Below are 26,773 nucleotides of genomic sequence, written 5' to 3' on the forward strand. Positions count from 1 at the left end.
CGTCCCCTCACTCGAACAGCGGTTCTATGCCATCGTCGAACATGGTCGAACGCTTTTCCTTCGACTTAAGGACATCTTCCTTCGTAGCCTTTGCAATCTCAAGGAGATCGGTGATCCGGGGAGCGTTCCCGATCGTCGCAAGAACCACCACCGCAGCGATATAATCGCTCTGCACCGGGTAATCACCGCCACGCACCTCGACGCCGGCGATATTCTCCTCCACCCAGCTCTTCGACTTCTCCACGCCCTTACGATCCATCTCATTGGGCGGACCCGCGAGAAGAACGAGACCCCGCTCGGCCGTCGAATAGTCGCACGGGAGAGTGAGACGCCCGAGCATGGCACGCCTGACAAGGGCGATGATCTTTGCCGACTTATCCTCCCCGGTCAGCACCTCCTCGGTCTTCTCCTTCTTCCGCATCAGGCCGGAGAGAAGCCCCTGATTCTGCTTCGTGCGCGGACCGACCTTCTCACTGATGGCATAACCGACGGTGCTGATGCCGCCGCCACGCAGGGTGTTGATGACCTCGCTCGAATCTACGACCATCTCACCGACACCCGCCTTGCCAACCTCACCCGCACGGAAGAGCACGCCGAACCGGCGGACGATCTCGTCGTTCAGCCGGCTATAGGCATCCTTGACGCTCTCTCCTTCATTTTTCCAGGCACTGTTGTCAAAAATGAAGGTATTATCCGCCTCGTTCACCAGGGTGCTCAGGGAACGGGCTGCGTTGTACGAATAAAGCCGGCCCTCTTCAGGAGCGGGCAGGATGCCGATCGCATAGACGGGCTCGCGGTAGATGCGCTTTAAGTGCCGGGCCAGAACAGGTGAACCACCGGAACCCGTTCCGCCACCGAGACCGGCGATGATGACGAAGGCGTCGACATCGTGCGTCCCCCTCGAGTCGATCGCGTTGATGATGGCATCAATCTCATCGGCGGTCACCCGCGCCCCGGTAACGTTGTCGGTCCCGACACCATGGCCCTTGACCACTGTCTGGCCGATAAGAAGCCGGTCTTTGAGCTCAATGTATTTAAGTCCCATCAGGTCAGTGCGCGCCGTGTTTACCGCGATTCCCCTGAAACTCTGGGTCTGCATTCGCTTGTCCTGTTCAATGAACATATCGACAATTTTGCCCCCAGCCTGACCGAATCCTATGAAGAAGACCCTCATTCAGCTTCACACCCTCATATTGACTAATTAATTATATCGACGCTTATGTATAAAGACGTTGTATACATTATTACCCAAAAGTGTTCTTATAATTTTCAGACATAGTGATGAACGATGAAGGTCTGCATTGTGGGGGGAGGTCTATCCGGCCTGGTCTCGGCGCTTGAACTTGCCGGATTACATCAGGTAGATCTCTTCGAGCGAAGGGCCGTTCCGGGCGGCTGCCTCGGTTCGTACCGGATCGGAGATTACTGGATCGAGGAGTATTACCACCATTGTTTTGCCGGCGATACCGCCCTGCTCAGTCTCTTCGATGCGCTGCAGGTGGCCGACCGGCTTGTATGGCTCAAGGGATCCACCGGCTACTACATCGACGAAACCATCCACCCGCTCACCACTCCAACCGAGATCCTGCGCTACCCCCATCTCACGCTCATGGAAAAGGCCCGTCTCGGCCTGCTGACCTTGCGCTCCCGGCGGCTCGATGCGAGAGCCCTCGACGGGATAACCGCAAAGGACTTCATCCTCGACAACCTCGGCCCTGGCATCTATGCCTCGTTCTTCGAACCACTCTTGAAGAGCAAGTTCGGAGACCGCGCTGGCGAGGTTTCGGCAGCCTGGCTCATATCCCGTATCGCCATCCGGTCCGACCGGGGTGCCGGGGGCGAACGCCTGGGCTACCTGAAAGGGGGGTTCCGGCACTTCATCGCGCGGCTTGAGGAGGAGGCGGCGCGACAGGGTGCTTCGATCAAGTCGGGCTCTCCTGTTGAGGAGATACACCGGGAGGGCAGCAACTGGCTCGTCAACGGAGAGGCCTACGACTGTGTCGTGTCGACGCTCCCCCCCCAGGTAACTGCGGACCTTACCGGTCTCGATATCGCCCCGATACCTTACCAGGGCGCCGCCTGCATGACCCTCGCACTCGACAGGGACGTGACCGACGGCATATACTGGCTGAACATGAAGGATGCAGCTCCTTACGGTGCGGTGGTCTCGCACACCAACTTCGCCCCGCTTGAGTGGTACGGCGAGCATATCGTCTACCTTGCATCCTATTTCACCGGCCGGCTCCCGGAAGGGTTCGAGCAGTCGATGCTCAACGACTTCTGCAAGCGATTTTCCGTCGACAAAGACGAGGTGCACTGGCACCGGCTCGCGGTCGACCCGTATGCAGGCCCGGTCTACACGACCGGGCTTCGGGACCGGCTGCCCGCCTACGAAGAGCACGGGCTCTTCCTCGCCGGGATGTTCAGCCCCCCGAACTACCCGGAACGGAGCATGAATGGTTCAGTCGTCGCCGGGCAGGAAGTGGCAAAGAAGGTCCTTGCGAGGTTTGTGGATGCGTGAGGTCGAGGTGAGCGCCGTCCTGCCGGCCTACAACGACTGTGCGGCGCTCAAGACCGCCATACCGCAGTCGATCGAGACGCTCGAGGCGATTGCGCCCGGGCGGTTTGAACTGATCGTCGCCGAGGACGGGAGCAGCGACGGGAGCACGGAGTTTGTCAGGGGCTGCGAGGCCGAAGACTCCCGAGTCCGCCTGCTGCATAGCGATGAGCGGCTTGGGCGAGGCAGAGCGCTCAACCGCGCGTTTGACGGAGCGGCAGGTTCGATCGTCTGCTACTATGATGTCGATCTTGCCACCGACATGCAACACCTCGTCGAACTGATCGGTGCCATCCGGGACGGCTACGATGTCGCAACGGGATCCCGTCTTCTCCCGGAAAGCGATATCGTCCGGAGCGGCGGTCGGGAGATCGCGAGTCGCGGTTATAACACGCTTGTCAGGACGATCCTCGGGAGTTCGCTTCACGATCATCAGTGCGGGTTCAAGGCGTTCCGTCGTGACCGCCTTCTTTCCCTGCTCCCGTCGGTGACCGCAGATCACTGGTTCTGGGACACCGAGGTGCTGGTGCGGGCGCAGAAGAACGGCTACCGGATACGCGAGTTTCCCGTGCAATGGCGGCAGGGCGAGGGGACGACGGTTCGGAGAAAAGACGTGGTTGAAATGGGATCGGCGATTCTTCATCTCTGGTGGCGGCTCCATGTGGAAAAAGGCTAGCGCGGTCGTCATCCCCACCCTGATCGCGGTCGGGATCGTCGCCTATATGCTCTACCGCGTATGGGACGACCTCCTGCTGACGCTTGAGCACGCCGTAATACCCTTCCTCTTTGCCGCCGTCGGGATCTGCGTCACCGCCTGGATCTTCCGGGGGTACCGGTACCGGTTCATCCTGTACGGGCTTGACGTCAAAAAGAGCCTCTGGTTCTCGATCGCCTGCATCTTCATCTCCCAGACGGCGAACCTCATCGTTCCCGCGCGCCTCGGTGATTTCGTGCGGATGCTCATCCTGAAGCACGAGGACGACGCCACCTACTCGCAGGGGTTCTCGTCCCTCGTTGTCGAGCGTGTCTTCGACATCCTGATGATCGCGGTGCTCGGTGCCTTCGCGCTCCCGTTCGTCCTCGCCGTCCTCGACGTCCCCGACTGGTTCATCACGGTTATCCTCGTCCCCCTCGCCGCTGGGGGGATCTTCTTCGCCGTGCTCCTCTGGTCGGGCAGGATGCAGTCCGAGAACCGGATCGTCGTTGCCGTCCAGAGGATGCTCGACGAAGTGAAGCGGGCCTCCCTCAATCCCCGGGCCCTTGCCGTGCTCAGCGGCTCATCGCTCCTGATATGGCTCGTCGACGTGCTGGTCTGCTACGCGGTCGTCCTGATGTTCCAGGAGCCGGTTCCATTCGGCATCGTCGTCCTTGCGATCGTCATCGGCAACCTCGTCAAGGCGGTCCCGATCACCCCTGGTGGTGTTGGGACCTATGAACTCGCGCTCGCGCTGACCTTCGGGCTCGCAGGAACGCCGGCAGTCACGGCAACGCTGATAGCGGTCATCGATCACCTTATCAAGAACCTGGTAACGCTCGTCGGGGGCGTCGGGTCGATCTATTACTTCGGCGACTGGTCGATGGACCTCTTAAAGAAGGCTTTTTCCAGGGAGATCGAGAAGGAGGATACGTTTGGCGGGTGAATTTATCGCCGCCGTACTGCTCTGGCTTGCGGCCGTCAAACTGCTCCAGCTCGCCGTCTGGCCGGCGCTCGACCGCACCCTCAGCAATCTCTCGGCCGCCGCTGCATACCCGGCATCGATCCTCCTCTTCACACTCGTATCCTGGTACTGTGGTCTTTCGGGCCTTCCGATCTGGCTCGCCCTCCTGCCATTTCTCGCCGCAATCGCCTACGCAGGATCACGGCGGTTCTTCACGAGGGAGCGCATGCGGTCCGCGCTCTCCTGGGATCTCACCTTCCTGATCCCCTTCCTCTTCATGCTCGAGGTGCGCTGGATCAACCCGACCATCTCCTACGCCGAGAAGTTCATGGACCACGCAATCCTCGCGTCGATCATGCGCCAGCCAATCGTCCCACCGCTCGACCCCTGGTACGCGGGAGGGACGCTGGACGTCTACTACTACCTCGGCTACTGGATGAACGGGGCGCTCGGGCTTGTATCCGGCGTGCCTTCGACGGTCGCGTTCAACCTTGCCCTCCCGACGGTGCTCGGCCTTGCCGTCGTCGCGCTCTACGCTCTCGGGCACCTCCTGCTCGATCGCTACCGGTGGCTCCCGGTGCTTGCGCTCTTCATCCCGAACCCCTCGGCAATCTACCATATCCTGATCGGGGACGCCTGGTTCGACGTCCTCTGGGGGAGCACCCGGACGATCGCGAACACCATCAACGAATATCCGATCTTCTCGATGCTCTGGAGCGACGTGCACCCGCACGTCATGAGTTTCTTCAACCAGGGGTTCCTGCTCTTTCTCCTGGTCTTTGCCTATATGCGGTGGGGGAACCTCTCCATGCGGGGGCGGGCAGTCCTCTGCGGGCTTGCCGCCCTCTCCCTCGGGTCCATGCCGGGGTTCAACTCCTGGGACGTGCTGGTCTATGCCCCGGTCACGCTGGTCTTCGGCCTCCTGGTCTGGCGGCGCTACGGGAACTTTTCGTGGGATAGCGAGAAGTCCTGGATGGTGCTTGCGGCGGTGCCGCCGCTCGCGATTGCGACCTACCTCCCGTTCTACCTGCAGCTCAACAGCCCCGGCGTAGAAGGGATCGGGATCGTCCCCATACCCTCCGAACCGGTGGAGTTTCTGCTGGTCCACGGATTCTTCCTCGCGGTGCTGGTCGCTTACTGCGCTCCGGACATCAGGAAGCGGCCCTACCTCCTGCTCGCCGCGGTGCCGTTCGTGCTCGCCGGCTACCCGGCCGCGGCCATCGCCGCAGTGCCGCTGGTCTACCTCCTCGCCCGCCGCCGGTTCTCGGCCACCGATACGCTCGCCATCCTCGGGCTCGTGATCGTCCTCGCTACCGAACTCATCTACCTCGTGGACAATATGGGGGAGACCTACTTCCGGATGAACACAGTCTTCAAGTTCTACCTCCCGGCATGGTTCCTGATGGGGACGGCGAGCCTCACCGTCATCGGCGAGTGGCTCCGGGGCGCCGGGATCGGCCGGCGCATGCCTGCCGGGGCGGACAGGGTGTTGCCGGTGCTGGCCGCCGTAATCCTCCTCGTCGCGCCTTTTGCGATCAACGTCGACTTCGGCTACGGGAGCCACACCCTCGACGGAGCGGCATACCTCGAAGGCTCGCACCCGGGGGATGCGGCGGCGATCGCGTTCCTCCGGACTTTTCCCGGCGATCATGTCATCGTCGAGGCGGAGGGAGGAGATTACACCTACTATTCACGGGTATCGTCGTTCACCGGGATCCCGGCCGTCATCGGAATGCCGTTCCACGAGTACATGTGGCGGGGAGACGAGGGACGCATAAGCGAACGGAGCGCCGATGTACGGGCGATATACGAGCAGCCGGCGCGGACCATCGACCTTGCGCGGACCTACAACGCCACACTCCTGTACGTGGGTGCCGAAGAGCGCGATCGCTATGACGTCTCGATCCCGACGGAGGCACTCGAACTCATCTACGACGCAGAGGGAGTCCGGATCTACCGGATCCCTGCATAAACCATCAGCGGCCACGTTCATGCGGGCAGGCGGAAGAATGGCGGAACCGGACCTCGCATTTCGGGGCAGAATGACAAACCTTTATCACTCCTCTTATTGACATAATACAGCGCATTCGATCAGCTACGCTACTGATGAATGATGACGGAGCAGCAGAGGGCTGCCCCTGAAAGAGGTGAGTTATGGCAAAGGCATATGTAAAATTCGAGATTCCGGAAGAGATCCAGAATAAGGCCCTTGAAGCCCTTGAGATCGCTAGAGATACAGGGAAGGTAAAGAAAGGATCCAACGAGGCAACGAAAGCAGTCGAGCGGAACATCGCCCAGCTGGTTCTCATCGGCTCGGACGTTGAGCCTGAAGAGATCGTGATGCATCTGCCGCCGCTCTGTGAGGAGAAGCAGATCCCGTTCGTCTACATCACGAAGCAGAACGACATCGGTTCCGCGAGCGGCCTTGAGGTCGGCTCGGCGGCCGCCGCGATCGTTAAGTCCGGCAAGGCAAAGGACCTCGTCGAAGAGATCGCGAAGCAGATTGCTGCATTAAGAGAGTGAGGATTAGATTATGGCAAACGACGGAACGCCCGCAGAAGTTATCGAGATCATCGGCATGACCGGTATGCATGGCGAAGCCCAGCAGGTCAAGTGCCGGGTCCTCGATGGCCCGAACAAGGGGCGGATCATCACCCGCAACACCGTGGGCCCTATCCGGGAGGGAGACATCCTCTCGCTTCTCGAGACCGAACGTGAGGCCAAGAAACTCTCGAGGCGGTAACCATGGTCGACAAGTACGTCTGCAGTTTCTGCGGGGAGACCCTGGAACCCGGCACCGGTAAGATGTTCGTCAAGAAGGACGGAACCATCTACTACTTCTGCAGCACCAAGTGCCAGAACAACTACAGGCTCGGCCGGGTGCCGCGCCGAGTTGAGTGGACCGCGATGGGACGCAAGGCCCGCGGCAAAGAGTGATCGGCATGGACCGCACCTTTGTGATGGTCAAGCCCGACGGCGTCCAGCGCGGACTCGCCGGGGAGATCATCTCCCGGTTCGAGGCGAAGGGCCTCAAACTCGTCGGAGCGAAGCTCGAACTCCTCCCCGAAGAGCGGGTCGTCGAGCAGTACCGGGAGCACCTGGAGAAGCCCTTCTTCCCGGGCTTGAAAGCCTACATCATGAGTGGGCCCTGTTTCCTCATGGTCTGGGAGGGGAAGGGTGCCGTCGCGGTCGTCCGCAGGATGGTCGGCGCCACCAACCCCGCGGAGGCTGCACCGGGCTCTATCCGCGGTGACTTCGCGCTCGATATCGGGCGGAACGTGATCCACGCGTCCGACTCCCCCGAGAGCGCCGTTCGCGAGCTCGGCATCCACTTTGAGGCCGAAGATCTGGTCGGTTACTCGCGGATCGACGAGCCCGTCCTCTACGAGTGAACGGCTGAACCGCCGGATGCCGGCGGAAAACCGTTTCCTTTTCTTGAACGTTTTGTTGCGTAGCGGTGCCGGGGGTTTTTTCGCCCGGGAATGAAAGGCGTAGGCCGGACCTTTGCTCGCACAGCGCCAGGCTACTGGATTTGTATATGACACAAAGGGATTTGCACCGATAATCACCATATAGGGAAGAGTTTTGGGGTGAGTTGCGACAAAGTGGTCAATGCAAGGAAAGACCCCGTGCAGTGGACCGTGGGGATATCGCCACGCACTGCCCCCGCCCCTCAGGGGCGGGGGAGGAGGCCGAAGGCCGGGCGGGGTGGGGGTTACAGACATTCATTCCGACGTGGAGACAGGGGAGGGGGCGTGCCCCCTCCCCGTCAGCCCCACCCCCAATAGCGATATCCCCTTGAAATCCGTGCCAGATGCAACCAAAGAAAATCGTCAGGTACGCAACCCCCACGGTCCACTGCACCGGGCTTTTTCCGCGGTGTGACTGTTCTTGCATCCCTCCTCTTCATGCCCACTTGCGTTCGCGACATGACGACCACAAGTCTCGGTCGCCAGCGAAGCCTCCGCAGGGATATCCCCACGTCAACGCGGCCTGCCGGCGGAAAAATTCTTTACCGGAGCAGGTTTCCTGAGAAACAGATCGGCCGTTCTCCCCCCAAACCACAAGTGCTAATATCGAACCTACTGCATACCTGATCACGAATGGCTGATCTCCTGAGTTTTTCGCTGCTGAGTTTCTCTTCGATCCTCATCGTAGTGAACCCGCTCGCAGCTACCCTGATCTTCGTCTCCCTCACCGGCACGATGGACCAGGCAGCGAAACTCAAGGTTGCACATGACGCAAGCCAGTTTGCCCTGGTCATTCTGCTGATCTTCACCGTTGCGGGCGGCTGGATCCTGCAACTCTTCGGGATCTCTATCGAAGCCTTCCGCATTGCCGGCGGCCTCCTCCTCTTCGGCATAGGCATGGACATGGTCTACGCAAAGACCTCCCGGACGAAGATGACCGCTACCGAGAAGTACGAAGGGCAAGACGCGGACGAAATCGCCGTCATGCCGCTTGCAATCCCGATGATCGCGGGGCCCGGCGCCATCACCTCCGTAATCGTGCTGATGAACGAGGCAATGGGCATGAGCGTCGCCGCAATTGCCGTCGTGCCGCTCGCTGCCGTTGCGGCCATCGGGATCACGTATGCGATGATGCAACGTTCCGATGTCATTGTCCGACGCATCGGCCAGCGGGAGTATCGCGCTGTCAACCGGCTGATGGGAATGCTCCTTATCGCGATCGCGGTCCAGTTCATCCTGGTCGGTATCAGAACCGCCTTCCCCATACTCACCGGAGGGGCCGCATGACACCCGACCTTACACTTCCCGGAGCCACCCTGATCAGCACCTGCATCATTGCAGGCGGAATCCTCATTGCAGCGCAGATATTCGCTGTAGAAGTCCCGTTCGCCTCGTACGTCATGGTAGCACTCGCGATCTTCATCGTCCTCGGCGCCGGCATGCTCGTTCTCTCCTGCAGGAGCCGGGGCGCAAACCCGTCCTGACGATGACAAAGATAGCGCTTGCCCAGGTTGCCGGCGGTGGGGAGAGGCCGGCCAGAATGCTTGAGGCTGCCGGTCGGATGGCCAGGGAGGCCGCAGCAGCGGGAGCATCGCTCATCTGTTTCCCCGAACAGTTCGTGACCGGATGGTCACCGGAGGTCCTGCAGGGTTCCGGCGAGCCCCTGGGTGGCCCGCTCACGGCCGCATTCGGACGGATTGCACAAAAAAACGGCATCACAGTCGTGGGATCGATCGTCGAAGCGGGAGAGGGGCGCCTTCCTAAGAACACCGTCGTGGTGCTCGATGCAGACGGTGAACCCCTCGCCGCCTATGCGAAGATTCACCTCTTCTCCCCCGACAGGGAGGACCGACACTACACCGCAGGCGATCGGATCGCCACATTTACCGTCGACCATACGACATTCGGGCTTGCCGTCTGCTACGACCTCCGGTTCCCGGAACTCTTCCGCATCTACGCCATAGCAGGGGTGGAGTGCATGCTGGTGCCGGCCGCGTGGCCGTGTTGCCGGCTCCCTCACTGGGAGATCCTGCTCCCCGCACGGGCTCTCGAGAACCGGTACTACGTGGCCGGGGTCAACACTGCCAGGGGACCGGGCGGGCCCTACTGTGGAGGGTCGCTCATCGCTGACCCGGACGGCACCGTTGTTGCCCGGGGCGGGAACGGCACGGAACTCCTCTTCGTGGAAGTCAGCCCGGCAGCAGTCCATGAAGCCCGATCAAGGCTCCCTTCACTTTCAGACCGCAGAAGTGACCTTTATCACCAACTGCTCTCCAAACTGTAGAGATATTCCATGCGGGGTGACCAGCACGTCTCACTCAGTCTTGCCACGGCAGCGCTCCTTATCGCTCCCTGGGTCACCAGCACCGACCCGGTCCTGCTCGCTGTCCTCCTCTTCGGCATCTTCGTCGGATCGCTTGCGCCGGATGCGGATGCCGTCGACGCGGCAATATTCAACGGCCGAATTGCCGGGGCGAAAGGGAAGAGAGGCCAGGTCGTCAACGGCTTTGCCGTGGTACTGCCGATCTTCGGGTATACCATCAGGTATCTCATCTACTACCCGCTCTCCCTCGTATTCCTGCTGCTCCTCCGGAAGAGTTACCGGCACCGGCACCGAGGGCTGCTCCACTCGTTTTCGGGTGTCGGGCTGACCAGCCTGATCCTCTCCGGCTACCTGGCCCTCATCCTCATCTGGCTAGGGTGGCCGCTCACGCTCCTTCCGGCTTTCGGGTGCGCATTCTTTGCAGGCTGCGTCCTCCACCTCATGGAGGACACCTGCACCCCCGCCGGCGTCGCCTGGCTCTATCCCTTCTCCCGGCGTCGGATGGCAGGCCGCGTTCGGGCACTGGGGGCCTTTGAGATGCGTCCGACAGCCTTCACCATCGTGCTCGCGATAGCAGCGGCCGGGATGATCATCGCACCGTTCGTGACCACCGCATCACCGGAGGGACTCGGGTGCCTTGCGCTCGTCACCACTTCCGCGCTCTGGCTGCTCTTCATGCTCGTTTCTCGCGTCCGGCGCGAGCGACCTCGCCGGTAGCGCGATCGGTCCCGGCCCCCGATACCATATCTATACGTATCCGCGCGATCAACGATTTTCCATGTACCGTCTCGTCTGCGTTCATTGTGGTGCAACCTACACACCGGACCAGATCATCTATACGTGCAACCGCTGTGGACATCTGCTGACCGTCGAATACGACCTGGACGGCATCGACGTTTCACGTGACAAATGGAACCGGCGCTCCCTCTCAGTCTGGCGCTATCGCGAACTCCTCCCGGTTCGGGGAGAACCGGTCTCTCTCCAGGAAGGAGGCACCCCGCTCTATCACTTGAAGAACATCGGCAAAGAACTGGGCCTCTCCGAACTCTACGCCAAACACGAGGGGATGAACCCGACCGGATCGTTCAAGGACCGCGGCATGACCGTGGGCGTCAGCATGGCCCGCGAACTCGGGATGACGACCGTCGCCTGCGCGAGCACCGGGAACACTTCAGCAAGCCTCGCTGCCTACGCAGCGAAGGGCAGCATTCCCTGCGTCGTCCTCCTGCCTGCGGGGAAGGTGGCTCTCGGCAAGGTCGCGCAAGCGCTGATGCACGGTGCGCGGGTCATCTCCATCCGCGGCAACTTCGACAAAGCGCTCGAGATGGTACACGAGCTCTGCATCAGCCAGGGCCTTTATCTCTTAAACTCGGTCAACCCCTACCGCCTGGAGGGGCAGAAGACGATCGGGTTCGAGGCGATCGACCAGTTCGGCGGCGAGGTGCCTGACCGGATGGTCCTCCCTGTCGGGAACGCCGGCAACATCTCCGCGGTCTATAAGGGGCTCCGGGAACTCGAGGCCCTCGGGTTCATCGACCGGCTGCCGATGATGACCGGCATCCAGGCGGCCGGTTCGCAGCCGGTGGTGAGGGCGATAGAACAAAATCTCGAGGTACTGGTCCCGGAGTCCGCGCCCGAGACCGTTGCGACCGCGATACGGATCGGCGCCCCGGTGAACGCGGAGAAGGCGCTCGTCGCCATCCGCGAGACCGGCGGGACGGCGGCGGCCGTGACCGACGAGGAGATCCTTGCCATGCAGCGGGACCTCGCGAGGAAAGAGGGCATCGGAGTCGAGCCCGCCTCAGCAGCCTCGGTTGCCGGAATACGGAAACTTGCCGAACTCGGCCTGATCGATAAGGATGAACGGATCGTCTGTGTGGTGACCGGTCATCTCTTAAAAGATCCTGAAACAGTGGTACGACAATGCGAGCCTCCCATCGAGATCGACGCGGACCTGTCCTCGCTGCTCTCTGCCTTGCGCTGATCCTGATCTGCGCCCCGGTGACGGCACAAGAGGCCGTCATCCGGGTACTCCCGGACGGCACCGCCTACGAGGCCTCGGTAGAGGTCATGGGGAGCGAGCACGCCTTCTGGACCCCGGGCATGATGGGTGAGCGGGTCCCGCTCCAGGTCGAAGATCTCGAGGTGCTCGGGTCCGCAGGACCGATCGATTACCGGGAGACGAGGAGGGGTGTCATTGCTTTCCCGGAAGGGAACTACACCATCACCTACCGGGCTCCCGTGAGAGACAACCTCCTTGTCGCGACCTTCGATACGCCGTATGCCGTAACCGTTGCTCTTCCCGAAGGGGTTGACGTCAGAAACCCGCTCATCGGTATGGTCAGCGCCGGCGGGGTCATCTCGTCCGGGCCAAACGGGACCACGGAGATTGCCTGGGAGCGGATAACGGTTGCGGAGGTCCGCTTCTACACCCCGGACCGAGAGATCCTGCTCACCACGTTCGGCACCATCTGGCTCGCGGTCGCGCTTGTCCTGATTCTTCCCCTCCTCATCTCGCGGAGGAGGGGGGGCGAATGATCGAGATCGTCGCCGCATCGTTCCTGATCGGGTTCTCCGGGGCCGCATCACCCGGGCCCATGACCGCCTCGGTTCTCGGCCTCGGGTCACGGGAACCGGGGCGGTTCGTCGCGGGGCTGGTCGCGGGGCACGGCATCCCCGAAGCCGTCATGGTCGCGGCCATAGCCTTCGGCGTGCGCGATGTTCCATACATCGATACTATTGCCCTCCTCGGATCGGGCGTGCTCATCGCGCTCGGCACCATGCAGTTTCTCCATGCAGGAGATGCTGTCGCCGCGAAAGAGGAGACACGGACGCCGGTCGCTTTCGGGGTGGCCTGTACGCTCGGCAATCCCTACTGGTGGGTCTGGTGGCTTACATTCGGCGTCGGATTTCTCGCGCTCCACCCTTCATTTATCGAGTTCTACGTCGGGCACATCGGTGCGGATATCGTCTGGCTCGGGCTCCTTGCCTTTGCAGTCTCACGGGGAGCGAACGTTCTCGGTCCCCATTACAAAAAAGTGGTGCAGGCGAGCGGACTCGCCATGGTTCTCTTCGGGCTGTATTTTATTCTGACGATTCTTTTCGCTTGATATCGATCCCGAACCGCTCGGCATTCGCGTCGGCGATTGCCTGGATCTGCGCGATCACGTCGTCCCGGCGGGCGGGCTTGAAGAGGTGCCGGAAACGCTTCTGCTTTTGGAGATACTCCTCGACGGGCTTCCGACTCACCTTCTTCGCCTTCTCCACCACACCGTCAACCATCTCGTAGTTCACCCAGAGACCGGTCTCGATGGCGAGTTTAGCCATGTTAAGCGTCTCGCCGGCCTCAAAGCCCCACCCCGTGCAGCAGGGTGTGTGCACCTGGATATAGCAGGGGCCGGGGGTGTTGATCGCCCGCTCGACTTTCTTCATGAAGTCGTTTGGGTAGGCGATCGAGGCGGTCGCGACGTAGGGCGCACCGTGAGCCGCGAGGATCGCGGGCATGTCCTTCTTCGGACGCGGATTGCCGAGCGAGCACGCCCCAACCGGGCTCGTCGTGGTGCTCGCGCCATACGGCGTCGCGCCCGACCGCTGGATGCCCGTGTTCATGTAGGCCTCGTTGTCGTAGCAGATGTAGGTGATGTCGTGGCCGCGCTCGAAAGCGCCGCTGATGCAGAGCACTCCGATATCGAGCGTGGACCCGTCGCCGCCGATGCAGACGACCTTCTCCGTTCGTCCCTGCCGCTTCAGCGCGGCCTCGATGCCGGAGGCAACCGCTGCAGGATTCTCGAAGAGCGAGTGAATCCAGGGGACGCCCCAGGCCGTCTCCGGGTAGGGCGTGGAGAAGACCTCCATGCACCCCGTCGCGGCAGCGATGATGACGTTCTTTCCGGTCGCCTTGAGGAGGAGCCGGGCCGCAAGCGCCGGGCCGCACCCGCCGCACGCCCGGTGTCCGGCCGAGAAGAGCTCGCACCCCTGTTCTACCTCAGCCATTTAGAGCACCTCCGTCCGTAGTCCATAGAATATATCCCCTTCCCCCTTCTCGGCGAGGTCAACGACCGCGGCGATATCCCGCTTCCGGACATCGCGCCCGCCGAGAGCGATGATGTAGTCGTATACAGGTATGCCGGAACCGTAGAGCGCCGTCTTCACCTCGATGCCGACCGCTCCGCCGTTGCCAAGCGAGATGTTCTTGTCGAGCACCGCCACCGTCGAAACATCTTTGAGCGCATCCGCGATCTCCTGAGCAGGGAACGGCCGGAACACCCGGATGTTCAAGAGCCCAACCTTCCGTCCGTGCTCGCGCATCTCATCGATGGCGTCTTTCGCGGTGCCGCAGATGGAGCCCATGGCGACAAGCGCGGTGTCGGCGTCCTCGAGGCGGTAGCCCTCGACGAGCCCGGAGTAGTCCCTGCCGAACCGTTCGCCGAACTCGCGCCCGGCCTTGATGAACGCCTGTTTGGCACGCTGCATCGCCCGGTCGACCTCATATCGGAACTCCATGTAGTACTCCGGCGTCGCGTACATCCCCAGGCTCAGGGGATCTGCGGCGTCCAGCCGCTGGTACGGGCTAAAGGCCGGCAGGTAGGCATCCACCTCCTCCTGGGAGGGGAGGGCAACCGGCTCGTAGGTGTGCGTGAGGATGAACCCGTCAAAGCAGACGAACGCTGGAAGGAGGATATCGTGATCCTCGCAGACCTTATAGGCGATCATGTGAAGATCAGCAGCCTCCTGGTTGTCCTCCGCATAGAACTGCAGCCACCCGGAGTCACGCAGGGATATCGAGTCCTGCTGATCGTTCCAGATCGAGAGCGGCGCACCGAGCGAGCGGTTCGCGATCGTCATCACGATCGGCTGGCGCATCCCCGCCGCGTTGAAGCAGACTTCAAACATCAGGGCGAGCCCCTGCGACGTCGTTGCCGAGTAGACCCGGGAACCTGCCGCACTCGCACCGAGGCAGGCGGAGAGGGCCGAAAACTCGCTCTCGACCGTGATATACTCAGCATCGATCTCACAGTTCGCCACCATCTGGGCAAGATCTTCGACGATGTGCGTCTGCGGCGTGATGGGATAGGCTGCGATCACCTGCGGGCGGCAACGCTTTACGATCTCGGCCACCGCGTGCGACCCTTCCATAAACTCAAGCATTATTTCTCCTCCTTCTCCATCCGGATGCTTTTCTTCGGGCAGGTCTCCACGCAAAGGCCACAACCCTTGCAGTAGTCGAGGTCGGGCTCGAACGTGCCCTCCTCCGTCTCGTGGACGCATCCTTCAGGACACACCAGGGCGCACATGCCGCATTTTGTGCAGTTCTCGGGATCAAAGACCGGTTTGAAGACACGCCAGGCGCCGGTCTTATTCTCGAGAGATCTGCCCGGAGCCGCGGCGCAGCCAACCCGTAGCGCCATTACGCGGCACCTCCGACCAGGTTGTACGCGCGTTCTGCTGCTTTGACATTTTTATCCGCCATGCTCCCCGAGAACCGGTTTCGCAGTGCATGCTCGAGTGACTCCAGCTTGATCTCACCGGTGGCTGCAGCGAACGCACCCATCAGGGTTGTATTGGTGATGGGCACACCAAGTTCTTCGAGCGCGATGGTGGTCGCATCAATGGTGTAAATCTTGACGCCTTCCGGAACCCGGGAATCGAAGTCAGGCTTCTCGGTGTTGACGATAGCGAGGCCGCCCGCTTTCATGCCCTTAAAGACATCCACATCCCCTATCAGGGTTGGGTCCTGCACGATAATGTAGTCTGGTTCGTAAATCTGGCTGCGCAGCCGGATCTTTTCATCGCTGAAGCGGACAAACGCCTGAACCGGGGCCCCGCGCCGCTCCACGCCAAAGGCCGGGAATGCCTGGGCGTACACGCCACCTTCAAATGCTGCGAAAGCAATGAGTTCGGCGGCGGTCACGGAACCCTGGCCCCCCCTGCCGTGAATGCGTAACTCTCTCAAACAAAAACCCCCTTTAAATCTTAATGATTAATAATATAAATACCCCGGCACCCACCAGAGCCACGGGCGTGACGGAACACCTGTTGCCCGCGAGACAGCATAATTTTTGCCGGGGCCGGGTTGCCCCACTTACTGGACGTTCGCAAGCCGGCTCCTGAGCTCCTCAGGGGTGCAGTGCCGCACTTCCATCAGGGCGGAGACGACCGCGTCAGAAAAGACCAGTGCTGCAGTCTCGAAAAGGGTCCCGAGAGGGGCAAACGATCCGGAGATCGACCGGTACTGTCCAGTGAGCTGGCGGATCTCGAAGTCGCGCGGGATATTTGTATCCTTGAGCCGGTTGTTCCCAATCTCCACGATACAGTCAGCCATGCGCCCAATATGCGAGTCGGGCGTCGATGTGACGAGGCAGATCTTCCCCCCGATCTCCCGGGCGGTCTCGCACGCGTCCACGACGGACTGGGTCTCCCCCGAACCTGAGAACGCAACGAGCACGTCTTCCGGCCCGAACGCGGGCGTGATCGTCTCGCCGATGACGTAACTCTCAAACCCGAGGTGCATCAGCCGCTGGGCAAACGCTCGTGCGACAAGGCCTGACCGCCCGGCACCGGCAAGATAGATCCGCTTTGCGCTGAGGATCACATCGAGAAACTGGCCTGCGCTCTCGAGATCCATGGTACGTGCCGTCTCTTCGAGACGCGACGTCATCAAGAGCATGAGATCGGCGATACTGGGGCAATCCTGCTGCATGGTTCCGGCCTCTCCCCTATTGAATCCACTATACTACCCGGCACCACATAAAGCAATATGAAGCCGAAGGGGCGCTACCGTTCAACCGCGAGTCCGAGAATCGCGGTTGCTCCCAAGAAGACATCGCGGGCGATCCGGGCAAGCCCCCTGGAGGCGCACCACTCGTCGTAGACGGTGACGTTGCAGGAGAGGAGTTCCCCCACCCGCGGCGCGATGGCGGGCGCCATGGTGCCGGCGAGAGCGACCTTCGCGCCGGGGTTGAGGAGAAGCATCGCTGCGCACTCCATCGCGGCAAACATGGCCATCGTCTCCGTCCGCAGGTCGGGAGGCACCGTGTAGTTCACACCCGCACGGAGAAAAGCGTCGTTCGCCGATGATTCACCCCGATCAATCCGACGGATGGCATCCACATCGAGAGCACCATGCCGGGTTCCGGGAGCGAAGATGCAGGCATCGAACGCCCCGGTGATCCGACCATTGGTCACGAGGAGGGTGACGGTGTTCGAACTCGCGTCACAGACCACGACGTCGTTCTCGAGGTCGTGCACGACCTCATACAGGATCCCGATCTTCTCGGGGCTCGCCTGGTGGGAGTAGGCCTTGAACCGCGGATCGGTCGGCGATGCGCGGTGCAGTCCGGGGACCACGACGGCCGGAAGTCCGCTCTCCTTAATCTCGTCGTAGACCCGGGTGCCGCCGCCGATGTGCTTGCCAGCGCCCTCCCGGGAGATGATGCCACGGTTTTTGACGTTCCCGATATCGGTTACGGCCGAGATGCCGTCGCCCATCGAGTAACAAACGGCGATACCCTCGATCTCATCGAGAGGGGCGAGGCGGGCAAGATCGTCGACCGAGAAGTCCCTGGCCTCTTCGCGGGAGATCTTGAACTCCTCTTTGCCGGTGGAAAAGCGCATCGCGGTAGTGCCGTGGTCGATGCCGATGAACATGATATAGCTCGTTGCACCCTCGATAGGAAGTAAGTTTTCGGATCGGCCCGTGAGGGGAGGCGGGAATCAGGCCAGTGTGGCCTGATTGCGCCTCTTCATGTATTCCACCGCGCCGACGGCGGCGATGCCCGCAAGGAAGAAGATCCAGCCGCCGGCCACCATATCCCCGGCCGCAGCCCCTTTCTCCCAGAGCATCCTCGCCGAACCGAGCATCAGCCCGGTGAGCAGGGCAAGCATCGCCCCGTGGTAGGTCGCGAGAAGGTACTTGAGGGCTTTCGTGAAGAGGAGGAGCCCTGCAACACCGCCGGCGATGTAAGCGAAGATCTCGGGAAGGGAGAAGGACCGGAGCGCTTCAAGCATGAACTCGTACTGGTTGAGAACGAGGGTTATGTAGGCGCCCGAGACTCCGGGCAGGATCATGGCGCAGAGCGCCGCCATCCCGGTGAGGAAAAGGACCGGAAGGGAGTGGCCGACATCAAGGTGCCCGAGGCCTCCGAGGAGGTAGCCGGCGCCGGTTCCGACGGCGAGGAAAGCGAGGGTGCCCGCGTTCGGGGAGCGGATCTCGAGGAATATGGCTACCGCAGAGGCGATGATGAGGCCGAGGAAGAAGGAGTAGGTCTCCACCGCATGGTAGGTGAGCAGGGAGAGGATCACCCGGGACATCAGAAGGAAGGCGGTGCCGATCCCGGCAAGGAGAACGACGAGGAACGGGATATCGATCTGCTCAAGGTCCGCCCGGAAAGACCGGAAGTCGCCCTGAAGAAGGTGCTTTGCCAGAGCCGGGTCGATGCTGCCGATAGCCCCAACCAGCCGCTCGTAGATGCCGGTGATGAGGGCGATAGTCCCTCCCGAGACGCCGGGAACGATATCGCAGGCTCCCATCGCGAGACCCCGGAGATAAATCCCGGCGTGTTCCCGTATACTGTCCGGGCGCAGGGTCATCGTCCGGCTCCGCTCGGGCTATCGGCGAACGCAGAAACTCGGCTCAGCAGGCTGACGGCGGCTAAAAGCAGGTCGAACCTGCAACAGGTGCATGCCTCTCTCAATCGGACAACTCCTTGTGATTCATCATATGTTCGGAGGCAATCATGAAAAATATGCCCCGAACGAGGGTATCGGATCGTGGAGTGAACCGCGTACGGGCATTAACCTTTCCCCGTGTCGTACTCCCCCGCATGTGCCGGATGACGGGTGCTTTTCCCCGCTCCACACATAAGTAAACCCTATAGCGTGAGAGGAAGATTACTCTATGATGTTCTGTATCGTAACGGGCGGTGCCGGTTTCATCGGTTCGCACGTCGTCGACGCGCTGGTCGCGGCGGGAGACGATGTGCTGGTCATCGATGACTGCAGTGCGGGCACCGAGAGGAACCTCGCACACCATGCGGCGGGCGGGCGGGTCGCCTTCGTCAGGCAGAACCTGCTCGACGACGGGTGGCAGGAACGATTCTCAGGCGCAGACCGGGTTTACCATCTCGCCGCAGACCCCGACGTCCGGCAGAGCGCCGTGACACCGGACTCCCAGATCAGGAACAATATCGTCGCGACGCACCGGGTGCTCGAGGCGATGCGGGCGCACGGCGTGCCGGAACTGGTCTTCACCTCGACCTCGACCGTCTACGGCGATGCCATCGTCATCCCGACGCCGGAGACCTACACCCCGCTCGAACCGATATCGGTCTACGGCGCGACGAAACTTGCCTGCGAGGCGCTCATATCGTCCTACTGCCACTCGTTTGAGATGACGTCCTGGGTTTACCGGTTTGCAAACATCATCGGCGAGCGGAGCGGGCACGGCGTCATCTCCGACTTCATCCGGAAACTCCGGGAAAACCCGCAGGAACTCGAGATCCTCGGCGACGGCAGGCAGACAAAGTCCTATCTGGAGGTCGGGGAGTGCGTCCGCGCCGTGCAGTTCGGGATCGAGCACTCCCACGACCCGGTGAACACCTTCAATATCGGCTCCGAGGACTGGATCGATGTTGTCCGGATCGCCGATATCGTCACGGAGGAGATGGGTCTCTCCGGCGTCCGTTACCGGTTCACCGGCGGAGCGCGCGGCTGGGTCGGCGACGTGCCGAAGATGCAACTCTCGGTCGAGAAACTCAAGGGCCTCGGGTGGCGGTGCGGGACAACCTCAGAAGAGAGTGTGCGCACGGCGGTCCGCGTCATGCTCGGATAGAAAGGGACAAAGTCCTATCCAGGCCGGAATTCCAGACATTACAAGGATTGCATAAAGGGCTTACATGAAATACATCATTATTCTCGGAGACGGCATGGCGGATGAGCCGCTTGCTGAGCTGGGGGGCCGGACCCCCCTCGAATACGCAGAGATACCGAATATGGACAGGATCGCCCGGGAAGGGCGGTGCGGTATGCTCAGGACGGTACCTGAAGGGTTCGAGCCGGGGAGCGACGTCGCGAACCTCTCCATCCTGGGCTACGATCCGCGCACCTCCTACACCGGGAGGGGACCGCTTGAGGCGGCCAGCATGGGTATCGATCTCGGGGACGCCGAGATGGCCTACCGGTGCAACCTGGTCGCGATCCACAGCGGCGTGATGGAGGACTTCAACGCCGGGCACATCACGAGCGCCGAGGGTGCCGAACTCCTCCGCGACCTTGATGCCGCGCTCAGCGACGTCCGGGTCTACCCGGGGATCAGCTACCGGAACCTGATGGTCGTTTCCGGAGCGCGCGGCGCCGTCACCACCCCGCCCCACGACATCGTCGATCAACCAATCGCGGAATTTCTCCCACGCGGAGACGACTCCAAAATCCTCCTCGACTGCATGGAGCGGTCCCGGGAGGTCTTTGCCGGTCATCCGGTAAACCGGCACCGCGTGCAGGAGGGAAAGACTCCGGCAACCGAGATCTGGCCGTGGAGCGGCGGGAAGAAGCCGTCCCTTGCGCCCTTCCGCGAGAAGTACGGCCTTGCTGGCGGGGTGATCTCCGCGGTCGACCTCTTAAGCGGCATCGCCCGCCTTGCCGGGATGGAGGTGATCCACGTCCCGGGCGCCACCGGGTTCACCGACACCGACTACGAGGCGAAGGCCCGGTACGCGGTCGACGCCCTCGACCGCCTCGACTTCGTCTACATGCACGTTGAGGCCCCCGACGAGGCCGGGCACATGGGGAGCGTTGAGGAGAAGGTGCGGGCGATCGAGCGGCTCGACGAGGCGATCGGGGTCATCCTCGACCGCCCGGACACGACCGTCGCGGTCCTCCCCGACCACCCGACGCCGATACGGTGTAAGACCCATACCGCGGACCCGGTGCCGTTCGCGGTGCTCGGGAAGGGGAGAGACGATGTCTCCGCGTTCTCCGAGCGGGAAGCGGCAGAGGGTTCGTTCGGCCTTCTGCAGGCCCCGGAACTCCTCTCCCTGCTCTTTTCGCCATGAGGCCCTCTGAAAGGGCCGGATCTTCCGACATCATCTTTTTGTAGTCTCCATACACAACGCTACCCAAGGCTATGGAACCCCTGACGGCAGACAGGATCGTCGAGAAGATACGGGAGATCGAGCAGGGCGTGGGAAGGCTCTCCCCGATGCAGAAGGTTCTCATCGGGACCGATGGGTCGGTGACCGGCCTGCTCGAGATGGCGACGGGCCATCCCGTCACCATTACCACCCTGGTGCAGGACGTCGTCGGCGCCGATACCGAGGCGGCGGCGGCACTCGATATCGAGCAGGGCGACGAGGTCAACTACCGCGTCGTGGAGCTAAAAGACGGCGTAACGGGAGAGGTGCTCATCTATGCGGTCTCCTGCACCCCGCTCCAGCGGCTTGCACCGGAGTTCAGGCAGGACCTCATGCGGGCCGATATCCCCATCGGAAGGATCCTCCGCCGCCACCGGATAGAGTCACGCCGGGAGATCACCGATGCCCGCGTCATCCGTGCCGGCGCGGACCTGGCCCGGACGTTCAACGTCCACCAGTGCGAACCGATGCTCTCGCGGAAATACCGGATCATCCACCATAAAGAGCCGCTGATCGCCATCGAGGAGGTCTTCCCCTGCACGGCGTTCACCGATGAACTCAGGGTGCTGGTCGATGCTCCGTCACGGATTCATATCACCCTCCTCGACATGAACGGCACGTCGGGCAGGGTGGACGGCGGGGTCGGGGTCACCCTCGACGAGTCAGGGTGTGTCCTGGATGCGCGGAAAGCCGCAGAGATCAAGGTGCGCGGCGGTGACGAGGAAACACGCCGCAGGGTTGCCGGTGCTGCCCGGGAGGTGGCGGAGGGGCTCGGACTCCCCGGGGGTGCAGAGATCGCCCTGCATACGACCGCACGGCAGCACGCCGGGCTCGGGAGCGGGACGCAGGTTGCTCTCGCTACGGCCGCCGCCCTCTGCCGGCTCTACGAGCGGGACGTCTCCGTATGTGATCTCGCGAAGGCCGTTGGGCGCGGGGGGACGTCCGGCATCGGCACGGCGGCGTTCGAGCAGGGCGGGTTTATCCTGGACGGCGGGCACCGGTATGGGTCTCCGGGCGGTAAACAGGATTTCCGCCCGTCGGCGGCGTCACGGGGCGTCGCGCCACCGCCGGTCCTCGCCAGGCACCGGTTCCCGGATGACTGGCGTATCCTGCTCATGACGCCGGAGGTCAGTGCAGGGGCGCACGGGGGGAGAGAGGTCGACATCTTCCGCACGCATTGCCCGGTGCCGCTCCGCGAGGTGCAGGAGGTCTGTCATGAGGTGCTCATGCGGATGATCCCGGGCCTCATCGAGCACGATCTCGACCTCTTCGGCTCGGCGATCAACCGGACACAGGCTCTCGGGTTCAAAAAGGTCGAGGTGGCGATGCAGCACCCGGTCGTCTCCTCGCTCCTCGAGGCGGCGGTGCAGGCCGGGGCCGCCGGAGCGGGCCTGAGTTCGTTCGGGCCGACGGTCTACGCCGTCGGGGATTCCGGGATGGCGGACGTTGCCCGGGCGGCGAAGGAGGTGCTCGGTGACCGAAAAGGCTCAGTGCTCCTGACGCGGGCGAGGAACTGTGGGGCGGTCGTGCGGACGGGGTGACGGGCGGGGGCAAGGCCGCGTCTGATGGGGAGCAGGGCGAGCCTCCGGCGTTCTCGGTCCGGGCTGCAGAAACGGGCCATGTTCAGACTTCAGTGCCCCCGATTCAGCAAGAACCCGGAATATTTTAATAGTCATATACTGTTTCCGGTATAAATGCCTGCACGCGCCAGAGATGCCGTAGGGCGGTCGGTACCTGCAGATTCCCGGAGCAACCGCACCGGTTCGGAGTTTGTCCGCGAGTACTCGACCGAGGGGGATCGAGAGGGGGAGATGGCGCTGCCGGGTGTTTCGGTTGTCATCCCCCTCTACAACAAAGGCCCCTACATCGCCCGTGCTTTAGACTCGGTCTTCGCCCAGACCTTCCAGGATTTCGAGGTGATTGTGGTGGACGGCTCCACCGACAACGGGACGGAAGTTGTCAGGGGACTCGACGACCCCCGGATCCGGCTGCTCCGAGAGGTGAGCCGGGGAGTGTCGGCGGCGCGAAATCAGGGAATTGCGGAGGCCCGGGGTGAACTGGTTGCATTTCTGGACGCGGACGACGAATGGACGCCGCGGCATCTTGAAGCCCTGCTACGACTGCGGGAGAAGTACCCGCAGGCGGGGGTGTACGGGACGGCATACCTCTTGAAAGAGAATGAGTCGACGAACCGGGCGCCGTCATACAGTCCCGCCATACCCCCGGAGCCGTGGGAGGGGCTGCTCCCCAACTACTTTAGCGACGCTATCCTTGGCAGCCCGCCACTTTTGACATCAATCGTTGCCGTCCCGAGGTGCATCCTGAACGAACTGGGCGGGTTCGACACCGGCGCATGGTACGGAGAAGACGTGGACCTGTGGGGACGGATTGCCCTGAAATATCCTATCGCGTTCACCTGGGCCGGCATGGGGATCTACCATACGGAGGCATCGAACAGAGCCTGCAACAGGAAAGAGCCGATCCGGGAGCATGCCTTCGTAGCCTCCGCACGGAATGCACTGCAGGCGGGGGAGGTGCCGCCGGAGTTGACCGAGAGCGTTCACGAGTTCGTCGCGTCCAGGCAGATCCAGGTTGCATGCAGGAATCTGGAAGCCGGCAGGCCCGATCTCGCGAGGAGGAATTTGAGACGTTGTAAGACACGGCGTCTATGGAGATCTAAATGGTGGACGCTGCTTCTCGCGCAGATCCCCTCTGGAGTATATCTTGCGCTGCGGGGCCGGTGAACGCGGATAAGGGGTGTTTTGACAGGGGTGCCGGGAGTTGAACCGCGCGACGAACGTGATCCCGGGTGACCGGGGCGCTGCATAGCATTGTTACGGAAACCCGGACGTACACAGACGTCTGCGCTCCGGAAAAAGGCCCATATCCCGGCATCAGGGCTATTTTTCGTCTCATCGGGAGCGTAACCGCGGGTCCGGTGCGACACCTTCCCCCTGCGCGCCGGATCACGCCGTCCCCGACGCCGGCGATCTTGAAAGCGCCAGATTGAGCGTTTGCTCACTGGTTACGACCGGAGATCGCAGCAGACCTGGAGACCACGGATCGCGCAAAGGACCCGTTTAACTCCAACATACGCGATCGCATTCTCGCGGGAGAGCGCATCGCGCCATCAACCCGCAGGGAGGGGATCTGCCATTAAAATAACTATTCAATATATAACTATATCTATTACAGCAACCTCATTTTTAGTCAGAGTTAATTGGAATCCGTGAAATTATAATCAACAATGGCATCATTAAACAGTATTCTGAGGGTTTTAAGAACCAATTAGTATATATACGAGAGTAATAAATTAATTTTGAGGGATCCACCCTCACCTGCCTGCCGGGAGGCCAGAAGGGGTCCTCCCGGGGCGGATCTAGGAGATTACGCATGAAGAAACCCCTATTTCTTGCGATAGCCCTGTGCATGGCGCTCGCACTCGCTGCACCGGCACAGGCCGCGCAAAGTGAAGTGCTCTCGGAAGGTACCTACGACATCGTTGTGTACACCGACGGCACGACAATCATCGCAGAAGACAGCAACGGCCAGGTGATCAGCAGCGGAACAGCGGGAATGGATGACAGCAAGGTCGTCCAGACCGCAGTACAGGCCGTCGGCGACGGTACCGTAGTCCTTCTGGCAGGAACCTATGCCCTGCAGAGCCCCATCGAGATCGGGGTGTCCAATCCTACCCCGACGCCGACACCGACACCGACGCCTACCGCGACGCCCACACCGGGAACGCCCGATCTCGTCGTGACCGACATCTCCTGGGAACCGGCAAGTCCGGCACCGGGTGATGCAATCACGATGAAGGCAACGATCCGGAATCAGGGCACCGGTGCAACACCCGCAGGCGTGATTCACGGCGTGGCCTTCACGGCGGACGGGAACCTCGGTTCCGCGGTCTGGTCGGACAGCCACGTGGCGTCCATCGCCCCGGGTGAATGGGTTACGGTGACCGCGAACGGCGGCGTTGACGGTGCAACCTGGACCGCGGCCGCAGGCACGCACACCGTCACCGCGACGGTCGACGACGTCGACCGCATGACGGAGAGCAACGAGAACAACAACGTGCTCACGAAGACGATGACGGTGACTGCGGCGGCCCCGACACCAACGACGACGCCCACGCCGACACCGACGCCTACCGCGACGCCCACACCGGGAACGCCCGATCTCGTCGTGACCGATGTCTCCTGGGTACCGGCAAGCCCGGCGCCGGGTGATGCAATCACGATGAAGGCGACGATCAAAAACCAGGGCACCGGTGCAACGCCCGCAGGCGTGATCCACGGCGTGGCCTTCACGGCGGACGGGAACCTCGGTTCCGCGGTCTGGTCGGACAGCCACGTGGCGTCCATCGCTCCCGGGGCATCGGTCACCCTGACCGCGAACGGCGGCGTTGACGGTGCAACCTGGACCGCGGCCGCAGGCACGCACACCGTCACCGCGACGGTCGACGACGTCGACCGCATGACGGAGAGCAACGAGGACAACAACGTGCTCACGAAGACGATGACGGTGGCTGCAGCAGCCCCGACGCCAACGGCGACGTCCACACCGAGGCCAACCGCAACGCCGACGCCCGCACCGACTCCCGGTCAGAACACCTACGGAGCGGACGCCAACCCGACCGGAAACCCGATCGGGGGAGGGGACGGCTATAAGAACATCGTCAGCCGGAGCAACGCAGACTTTATCGTCGACACGACGAGCGAACTCGTGAGCGCCCTCGGCTCGGCGCAGTCCGGCGACATCATCTGGGTCGAGGAGAACGCCAACATCGACATGAGCGGTCGGACCTCCACGATACGTGCCGGGGTCACCCTCGCGAGCAACCGTGGCGAGGACGGATCGAACGGCGGCAGGATCTACCAGACGTCTGCCGGAACCAGGCTGTTCACGATCGGCGGCCAGAACGTGAGGGTCACCGGCCTTCGTATCGAAGGACCGCAGAAGAGCACAAGTTCCTCAGGTTCGACAAATGTCGGTCTTTATACCTCCTACCGGAACCTCGAGGTGGACAACTGTGAGATCTTCGGCTGGGGCAACGCTGCAATCGGTATTGCCGGGACCGGCGGATCCGACATGAAGACCGGCGCGTACATCCACCACAACAACATCCACCACAACCAGGTGGCAGGTCTCGGGTACGGCATCTGCTTATCCAGCGGCGGTGTAGCTCTCATCGAGGCGAACTACTTCGACTACTGCCGGCACGCCATCACCGGTGCCGGGATGGCCGGAGACGGCTACGAGGCACGCTACAACATCTGCGGCCCGAACTGGATCTCGACGTCGCCCCACAACTTCGACATGCATGGAACCACATCTGGTTCCACCACGATCGCAGGGGACACGATCAGGATTCACCACAACACGTTCCTGGGTACAACCTCGCAGATGCCGACGTGCATTGCCATCCGGGGCGTTCCCCGTGACGGTGCGTACATCGACCACAACTGGTTCTACTTCACCAGGGATGCCCCCGTCTGGCAGACAGGCGGAACAAGCGGCATCAGCATGACGAACAACCTGATCGGCGCGAACGGGGTTCTCTCCACATCGGGTCCGATCAAGTATTACTGAACGGGAAGAGTCGGAGGATTGGCCGGAAGCAACTCTCCGGCACC

28 protein-coding genes are annotated in these 26,773 nt (G+C 62.0%); 20 read left to right on the forward strand and 8 right to left on the reverse strand.

Annotated elements, in window-relative coordinates:
* Window positions 1-7: 7 nt before the first annotated feature.
* Window positions 8-1,174 carry a tubulin/FtsZ family protein gene (locus HL657_RS09595; RefSeq protein WP_317296597.1) on the reverse strand — a complete coding sequence of 389 codons (1,167 nt, stop codon included), beginning with the start codon at window positions 1,172-1,174 and terminating at the stop codon, window positions 8-10.
* A 114-nt stretch (window positions 1,175-1,288) separates the two neighbouring features.
* Here HL657_RS09595 and HL657_RS09600 point away from each other — a divergent pair, with 114 nt between their 5' ends.
* The 15 genes from HL657_RS09600 (at window position 1,289) to HL657_RS09670 (ending at window position 13,118) form a co-directional block, all read left to right on the forward strand.
* Window positions 1,289-2,521, forward strand: a complete 1,233-nt coding sequence (locus HL657_RS09600; RefSeq protein ID WP_317296598.1) for an NAD(P)/FAD-dependent oxidoreductase — start codon at window positions 1,289-1,291, stop codon at window positions 2,519-2,521.
* On the forward strand, window positions 2,514-3,233 hold the full coding sequence (locus HL657_RS09605) for a dolichyl-phosphate beta-glucosyltransferase (protein ID WP_317296599.1): 720 nt from the start codon (window positions 2,514-2,516) through the stop codon (window positions 3,231-3,233). Before HL657_RS09600 ends, HL657_RS09605 begins: the two co-directional genes overlap by 8 nt.
* Window positions 3,217-4,197, forward strand: coding sequence for a lysylphosphatidylglycerol synthase transmembrane domain-containing protein (locus HL657_RS09610; RefSeq protein ID WP_317296600.1), 981 nt, complete (start codon window positions 3,217-3,219; stop codon window positions 4,195-4,197). The genes HL657_RS09605 and HL657_RS09610 overlap by 17 nt, the downstream gene beginning before the upstream one ends.
* Complete coding sequence (locus tag HL657_RS09615; protein ID WP_317296601.1) at window positions 4,187-6,187, forward strand: DUF2298 domain-containing protein; 2,001 nt, start codon at window positions 4,187-4,189, stop codon at window positions 6,185-6,187. Before HL657_RS09610 ends, HL657_RS09615 begins: the two co-directional genes overlap by 11 nt.
* A 182-nt stretch (window positions 6,188-6,369) precedes the next feature.
* Window positions 6,370-6,738: a 50S ribosomal protein L7Ae gene (gene rpl7ae / locus HL657_RS09620; RefSeq protein WP_250988318.1), complete on the forward strand. Its 369-nt coding sequence runs from the start codon at window positions 6,370-6,372 to the stop codon at window positions 6,736-6,738.
* A gap of 10 nt (window positions 6,739-6,748) precedes the next feature.
* Complete coding sequence (locus HL657_RS09625; protein ID WP_011843564.1) at window positions 6,749-6,958, forward strand: 30S ribosomal protein S28e; 210 nt, start codon at window positions 6,749-6,751, stop codon at window positions 6,956-6,958.
* Window positions 6,959-6,960: 2 nt separating this feature from the next.
* Window positions 6,961-7,152 carry a 50S ribosomal protein L24e gene (locus HL657_RS09630; RefSeq protein ID WP_317296602.1) on the forward strand — a complete coding sequence of 64 codons (192 nt, stop codon included), beginning with the start codon at window positions 6,961-6,963 and terminating at the stop codon, window positions 7,150-7,152.
* Between the two features lie 5 nt (window positions 7,153-7,157).
* A complete protein-coding gene (gene ndk, locus HL657_RS09635; RefSeq protein WP_317296603.1) occupies window positions 7,158-7,607 on the forward strand; it encodes a nucleoside-diphosphate kinase in 450 nt (149 codons plus the stop codon).
* Between the two features lie 711 nt (window positions 7,608-8,318).
* A complete protein-coding gene (locus tag HL657_RS09640; RefSeq protein WP_317296604.1) occupies window positions 8,319-8,972 on the forward strand; it encodes a MarC family protein in 654 nt (217 codons plus the stop codon).
* The gene (locus HL657_RS09645; RefSeq protein WP_317296605.1) at window positions 8,969-9,169 is read left to right on the forward strand and encodes a hypothetical protein; all 201 of its coding nucleotides are present in this window, start codon (window positions 8,969-8,971) and stop codon (window positions 9,167-9,169) included. The genes HL657_RS09640 and HL657_RS09645 overlap by 4 nt, the downstream gene beginning before the upstream one ends.
* Before the next feature lie 2 nt (window positions 9,170-9,171).
* Window positions 9,172-9,969 carry a nitrilase-related carbon-nitrogen hydrolase gene (locus tag HL657_RS09650; protein ID WP_317296606.1) on the forward strand — a complete coding sequence of 266 codons (798 nt, stop codon included), beginning with the start codon at window positions 9,172-9,174 and terminating at the stop codon, window positions 9,967-9,969.
* 9 nt (window positions 9,970-9,978) lie between these two features.
* Window positions 9,979-10,725 carry a metal-dependent hydrolase gene (locus HL657_RS09655; RefSeq protein WP_317296607.1) on the forward strand — a complete coding sequence of 249 codons (747 nt, stop codon included), beginning with the start codon at window positions 9,979-9,981 and terminating at the stop codon, window positions 10,723-10,725.
* Window positions 10,726-10,786: 61 nt separating this feature from the next.
* Window positions 10,787-11,992: a threonine synthase gene (gene thrC, locus HL657_RS09660; RefSeq protein WP_317296608.1), complete on the forward strand. Its 1,206-nt coding sequence runs from the start codon at window positions 10,787-10,789 to the stop codon at window positions 11,990-11,992.
* Window positions 11,993-12,009: 17 nt separating this feature from the next.
* Complete coding sequence (locus HL657_RS09665) at window positions 12,010-12,546, forward strand: DUF5803 family protein (protein ID WP_317296609.1); 537 nt, start codon at window positions 12,010-12,012, stop codon at window positions 12,544-12,546.
* A complete protein-coding gene (locus tag HL657_RS09670) occupies window positions 12,543-13,118 on the forward strand; it encodes a LysE family translocator (protein WP_317296610.1) in 576 nt (191 codons plus the stop codon). The genes HL657_RS09665 and HL657_RS09670 overlap by 4 nt, the downstream gene beginning before the upstream one ends.
* On the opposite strand, the gene HL657_RS09675 is transcribed toward HL657_RS09670, so the two are convergent.
* The 7 genes from HL657_RS09675 to HL657_RS09705 form a co-directional block, all read right to left on the reverse strand.
* Entirely contained in the window at window positions 13,093-14,001 is a 909-nt protein-coding gene (locus tag HL657_RS09675; RefSeq protein WP_317296611.1) for a thiamine pyrophosphate-dependent enzyme, read from the reverse strand. The two genes, HL657_RS09670 and HL657_RS09675, sit on opposite strands and share 26 nt — an antisense overlap.
* Window positions 14,002-15,156 carry a transketolase C-terminal domain-containing protein gene (locus tag HL657_RS09680; RefSeq protein ID WP_317296612.1) on the reverse strand — a complete coding sequence of 385 codons (1,155 nt, stop codon included), beginning with the start codon at window positions 15,154-15,156 and terminating at the stop codon, window positions 14,002-14,004.
* A complete protein-coding gene (locus HL657_RS09685) occupies window positions 15,156-15,416 on the reverse strand; it encodes a 4Fe-4S binding protein (protein ID WP_317296613.1) in 261 nt (86 codons plus the stop codon). The genes HL657_RS09680 and HL657_RS09685 overlap by 1 nt, the downstream gene beginning before the upstream one ends.
* Window positions 15,416-15,961: a pyruvate ferredoxin oxidoreductase subunit gamma gene (locus HL657_RS09690; protein ID WP_317296614.1), complete on the reverse strand. Its 546-nt coding sequence runs from the start codon at window positions 15,959-15,961 to the stop codon at window positions 15,416-15,418. The genes HL657_RS09685 and HL657_RS09690 overlap by 1 nt, the downstream gene beginning before the upstream one ends.
* A gap of 129 nt (window positions 15,962-16,090) precedes the next feature.
* Window positions 16,091-16,708 carry a 6-phospho-3-hexuloisomerase gene (gene hxlB, locus HL657_RS09695; RefSeq protein WP_317296615.1) on the reverse strand — a complete coding sequence of 206 codons (618 nt, stop codon included), beginning with the start codon at window positions 16,706-16,708 and terminating at the stop codon, window positions 16,091-16,093.
* A gap of 74 nt (window positions 16,709-16,782) precedes the next feature.
* Window positions 16,783-17,655, reverse strand: coding sequence for a methanogenesis marker 12 protein (locus HL657_RS09700; protein ID WP_317296616.1), 873 nt, complete (start codon window positions 17,653-17,655; stop codon window positions 16,783-16,785).
* A gap of 66 nt (window positions 17,656-17,721) precedes the next feature.
* A complete protein-coding gene (locus HL657_RS09705; protein ID WP_317296617.1) occupies window positions 17,722-18,597 on the reverse strand; it encodes a DUF368 domain-containing protein in 876 nt (291 codons plus the stop codon).
* A gap of 310 nt (window positions 18,598-18,907) precedes the next feature.
* On the opposite strand from HL657_RS09705, the gene HL657_RS09710 reads away from it, so the two are divergent.
* From HL657_RS09710 to HL657_RS09730, 5 genes are all read left to right on the forward strand, one after another.
* Entirely contained in the window at window positions 18,908-19,837 is a 930-nt protein-coding gene (locus HL657_RS09710) for an NAD-dependent epimerase/dehydratase family protein (protein ID WP_317296618.1), read from the forward strand.
* A 64-nt stretch (window positions 19,838-19,901) separates the two neighbouring features.
* A complete protein-coding gene (locus HL657_RS09715; protein ID WP_317296619.1) occupies window positions 19,902-21,056 on the forward strand; it encodes a cofactor-independent phosphoglycerate mutase in 1,155 nt (384 codons plus the stop codon).
* Between the two features lie 71 nt (window positions 21,057-21,127).
* Window positions 21,128-22,675, forward strand: coding sequence for a beta-ribofuranosylaminobenzene 5'-phosphate synthase (locus HL657_RS09720; protein WP_317296620.1), 1,548 nt, complete (start codon window positions 21,128-21,130; stop codon window positions 22,673-22,675).
* A gap of 153 nt (window positions 22,676-22,828) precedes the next feature.
* On the forward strand, window positions 22,829-23,878 hold the full coding sequence (locus tag HL657_RS09725) for a glycosyltransferase family 2 protein (RefSeq protein WP_317296621.1): 1,050 nt from the start codon (window positions 22,829-22,831) through the stop codon (window positions 23,876-23,878).
* 649 nt (window positions 23,879-24,527) lie between these two features.
* Window positions 24,528-26,729, forward strand: a complete 2,202-nt coding sequence (locus HL657_RS09730; protein WP_317296622.1) for a CARDB domain-containing protein — start codon at window positions 24,528-24,530, stop codon at window positions 26,727-26,729.
* Window positions 26,730-26,773: the final 44 nt, after the last annotated feature.

This window comes from Methanoculleus nereidis, from assembly GCF_032944295.1.
GTDB classification, from domain to species: Archaea; Halobacteriota; Methanomicrobia; order Methanomicrobiales; family Methanoculleaceae; genus Methanoculleus; species Methanoculleus nereidis.